Source organism: Acidimicrobiales bacterium, from assembly GCA_036273495.1.
Lineage (GTDB): Bacteria > Actinomycetota > Acidimicrobiia > Acidimicrobiales > JAJPHE01 > DASSEU01.
The window spans coordinates 1-4,413 of record DASUHN010000117.1; the positions used below are offsets into that span (position 1 = coordinate 1).

General features: G+C 72.8%; 2 protein-coding genes. One reads left to right on the top strand and one right to left on the bottom strand.

What is annotated here, in order from left to right; translation table 11 throughout:
- Positions 1-138: 138 nt before the first annotated feature.
- Positions 139-2,667 (bottom strand): alpha-glucan family phosphorylase, encoded by a 2,529-nt coding sequence (gene glgP, locus VFW24_04915; GenBank protein ID HEX5266092.1) that lies wholly within the window; start codon positions 2,665-2,667, stop codon positions 139-141.
- A 60-nt stretch (positions 2,668-2,727) separates the two neighbouring features.
- On the opposite strand from glgP, the gene VFW24_04920 reads away from it, so the two are divergent.
- On the top strand, positions 2,728-4,413 hold a 1,686-nt coding region (locus VFW24_04920; GenBank protein ID HEX5266093.1), incomplete at its 3' end, for an alpha-1,4-glucan--maltose-1-phosphate maltosyltransferase.

A 4,413-nucleotide genomic window follows, 5' to 3' on the forward strand; every position in this document is an offset into this window, starting at 1 on the left:
TTCGAGCGGCTCCTCCAGCAGCTGGCCGAACGGCACATCGACCCCTACACCGCGGCGGAGGCGCTGATCAGCGCCGAGTGATGAGCCCCACGCGGCGGGCGTGGTCCGGCCGCGGGCTGGCATGCCCGTCGCCCATGTCTAGGCCCAGGTGGAGTAGGCCACGTCGGACGGCCACAGCAGGTCGGGATGGGAGGGGAGCACCCGCACCGTGAACCCGTAGCGGCCGGGGGCGTCGCACGCGAACTCACCGGTGAAGAGCTGGGCGCCCTCGGCGTCCTGGCCGGCCGCGGACATGGTGGTGCGCTCGGCGTTCTCGAGCTCCTCCCCGGTGCCGACGTGGCCGTGCACGAGCTGGACGGCCACGTCGTCAACGCCGAGTGAGCCGAGGGCCACCACGGCGTCGACCCGGCGCACCGCGCCCAGGTCGGCCCCGGCCGAGTCCGAGCTGACCGACCGGATGGACACCTCGTCCCATCCCGAGCGGATGCGTACCTTCCACAGGCTCAGGTCCCGGGCCCGGCGGTGGCCGGACGCGCTGATGGCGTCGGCGCGCGCCGCCTCCGGCTCGTAGACCTCCTCCACGTAGTCGCGCACCATCCGGCTGGCGGGGGCGAACGGGCCGAGCGAGCGCAGCGACTCCTTGATCCGCGCCACCCACCGCCGGGGGACCACCCCGTCGATGCGGTCGTAGAAGAGGGGCACGATCTGGCGCTCGAGCAGGGCGAACAGGCTGGCCGCCTCGGCCGCGTCCCGCCGGGCCAGGTCCTGCTCCGCCTCGGCCGAGGGGATGGCCCATCCGTTGTCCCCGTTGAAGCACTCGTCCCACCAGCCGTCGAGGATCGAGCAGTTGAGCGCCCCGTTGAGCGAGGCCTTGAGCCCGCTGGTCCCGCACGCCTCGAGCGGCCGGCGGGGTGTGTTGAGCCACACGTCGGCGCCCTGCACGAGGGCGCGCGCCACGGCCATGTCGTAGTCCTCGACGAACACGAAGCGGTGGCGGACCTCGGGATCGGCCGCGAACCGCACGACCTGGCGGATCAGCTCCTTGCCCTGGTCGTCGGCGGGATGGGCCTTGCCCGAGAAGACGATCTGCACGGGCCGGTCCGGCGAGAGCAGCAGCGCCCTCAGGCGGTCGGGATCCGACAGGAGGAGGGCGGCCCGCTTGTAGGTCGCGAAGCGCCGGGCGAAGCCGATGGTGAGGATGCGCGAGTCGAGGGCGTCGTCGGTCCACGCCGCGTCCGAGCCGCTGCCGCCGTGGCGGAGGACGGCGGCGCGCAGACGGGAGCGCACGGTGACGACGAGGCGGTCCCGCGCCTGCTCCCGCACCCGCCACAGCTCGTAGTCACTCACGTCGGTGACCCGCTCCCACACCGACTCGGCGGCCTCCTGCCACGCCGGCAGGACCGCCCGGCCCAGCAGGCTGTCCATCTCGGTGCTGGTCCAGGTGGTGCCGTGCACCCCGTTGGTCACGGCGCTGATCGGCACCTCCTCCTCGGGGACGTCCGGCCACAGCTTGGAGAACATGGCCCGGCTCACCCGGGCGTGCAGCTTCGACACGGCGTTGGCCCGGCCGGCCAGGCGCAGGCCCATCACCGCCATGTTGAACGGGGCGTCGGCGGGCTCCCCGGGCTCGTGGCCCAGGTCCATCAGGGTCTCGATGCCGATGCCGCACTCCTTGGCCCAGCGCCCGAAGTAGCGCTCCATGAGCTCGGCGGAGAAGCGGTCGATGCCCGCCGGCACGGGGGTGTGGGTGGTGAAGACCGAGCCGGCCTGCACCGCCTCGAGCGCCTCCTCGAAGCTGAGACCCTCGTCGACCACGTGCAGCCGGATGCGCTCGAGGCCGAGGAAGCCGGCGTGGCCCTCGTTGCTGTGGAACACCTGGGTCTCTTCCCCGAGGGCGGACAGGGCCCGCACCCCGCCGACGCCGAGGAGGATCTCCTGGCGCAGCCGGTGCTCGGAGCCACCGCCGTAGAGGCGGTCGGTGACGTTGGCCTCCTCGGGCCCGTTCTCCTCCACGTAGGCGTCGAGGAGGTACAGGCGCACCCGCCCCACGTCGGCGCGCCAGACCTGGGCCACGAGCGGGCGGTCGGCCAGGTCCACGGTCACCCGCACCCCCTCGACGGGACGGATGGCCATGGTGTGGGGGTCGAGGTCGGGGAACACCTCGCGCTGCCAGCCGTCGGCGTCGAGGGTCTGGCGGAAGTAGCCCTGCCGGTAGAGCAGGCCCACGCCGACGAGCGGGACGCCGAGATCGCTGGCCGCCTTCAGGTGGTCCCCGGCCAGCACGCCGAGGCCGCCCGAGTACTGGGGCAGGGCCTCGGAGATCCCGAACTCCGGCGAGAAGTAGGCCACGGCGCGCAGCGGGCTGGTCCGCCGGCCCTGGAACCAGCGCCCGGACTCGAGGTAGCGGGCCAGGTCGGTGCGCACCTCCTCCATGAACGCGGTGAAGGCGGAGTCGGACTCCAGCTCGGTCAGCCGCTCCTGGCCGACCCGGCCCAGGACGGCCACCGGGTCCCCGTCGCTGCGCTCCCACTGCTCCGGGTCCACCCAGCGGAAGAGGTCCCGGCTCCGGGAGTCCCAGGACCAGCGGAGGTTCATCGCCACCTCGTACAGGGGCTGGAGGCTGGCGGGAAGCCGGGGCCGCACGATGAAGCTGTGCAGAGCTCGCATCCGGGGAAGCTACCGCCGGATGAGGTTTCGCCCCGGCGGCGCGCGTGGTAGGCCAGATGGGTGCCCCGGGGCTCCGACGCGCCCAAGACCGGCCCGAAGACCGGGCGGCTGGTCATCGACGCCGTCCGTCCGGCCACCCCGGCGGGCTTCCCGCCCAAGGCGGTGACCGGTGAGGCGGTGAAGATCTCCGCCGACGTGTTCCGGGACGGCCATGACCTGCTGGCGGGCCGGGTGCGGTGGCGCCCGGCCGGCGGGGAATGGCGGGAGGCCGCCCTCCACGAGGACGTGAACGACCGCTGGGAGGCCACCATCCGCCCCGAGCAGGTCGGGGCCCACGAGGTCGTGGTCGAGGCCTGGACCGACCGCTACGCCACCTGGCGCCACCACGTCACGGTCAAGCTGGCGGCGGGCCAGGACGTCTCCCTCGACCTGGAGGAGGGGGCCCGGCTGCTCGAGACCCGGGTGAAGGACGCCGGCCCGGCGGCCCTGGCCGGGGCCGTGCAGGGCCTGCGCGACACCTCCCGGCTCCCGCCGGAGCGGCTGGCCCCGGCCCTCGACCCGGCGGTGACGGCGGCCATGGCCGGGCCCGAGGGCGCCACCGACCTGACGGCGTCGGCGGTCCGGCCACTCTGGGTCGACCGCCCACGCGCCCTGACAGGCGCCTGGTACGAGCTGTTCCCCCGCTCCGAGGGGGGCTTCAAGGGGGCGGCGGAGCGGCTGGCGGCCGTCGCCGACATGGGCTTCGACATCGTCTACCTGCCGCCCATCCACCCCATCGGGACCACCTTCCGGAAGGGCCGGGACAACACCCTGGTGGCCGGCCCCGACGACCCCGGCAGCCCCTGGGCCATCGGTGGCCCCGACGGGGGCCACACCGCCATCAACCAGGAGCTCGGCAACGAGCGCGACTTCCTCGACTTCGTCGAGCGGGCCGAGGAGCTGGGCCTGGAGGTGGCCCTCGACTTCGCCCTGCAGTGCAGCGCCGACCACCCGTGGGTCACCGAGCACCCCGAGTGGTTCCACGTGCGCCCCGACGGCACGGTGGCCTACGCCGAGAACCCGCCGAAGAAGTACCAGGACATCTACCCGATCAACTTCTGGCCCGCCAAGGAGGCCGACCGGCGCGCCTTGTGGGACGCGTGCAAGGCGCTGCTCGACTTCTGGATCGCCAAGGGAGTGCACATCTTCCGCGTCGACAACCCCCACACCAAGCCGGTCGCCTTCTGGGAGTGGCTGATCCCCGCCATCCAGGGACCGCATCCCGACGTGCTGTTCCTGGCCGAGGCGTTCACCCGCCCGAAGATGATGGCCAAGCTGGCCGAGGTGGGCTTCTCGCAGAGCTACACGTACTTCACCTGGCGCAACAGCGCGGCGGAGCTGCGCGAGTACCTGACCGAGCTGGTCCACGGTCCCACCGCCGACTACATGCGCCCGAACTTCTGGCCCAACACGCCGGACATCCTGTCCGGTCCGCTGCGCAACGGTCCGCTGTCAGCGTTCCGCATGCGGCTGGTGCTGGCCGCCACCATGACCCCGTCATACGGGATCTACAGCGGCTACGAGCTCGGGGAGAACGAGCCGGCCTCCGACGCCAACGAGGAGTACCTCCACTCTGAGAAGTACGAGATCCGCCACCGCGACTGGGAGCGGCCCGACTCGCTGGCGCCGTTCATCGCCCGGGTCAACGCCGTCCGCCGGCGTCATCCGGCGCTGGGCTGGCTGCGCAACATCGCCTTCCACCACAGC

Coding starts and splice junctions, on each gene's coding strand:
- glgP (HEX5266092.1), bottom strand. CDS start 2,667: ATGCGAGCTCTGCACAGCTTCATCGTGCGGCCCCGGCTTCCCGCCAGC.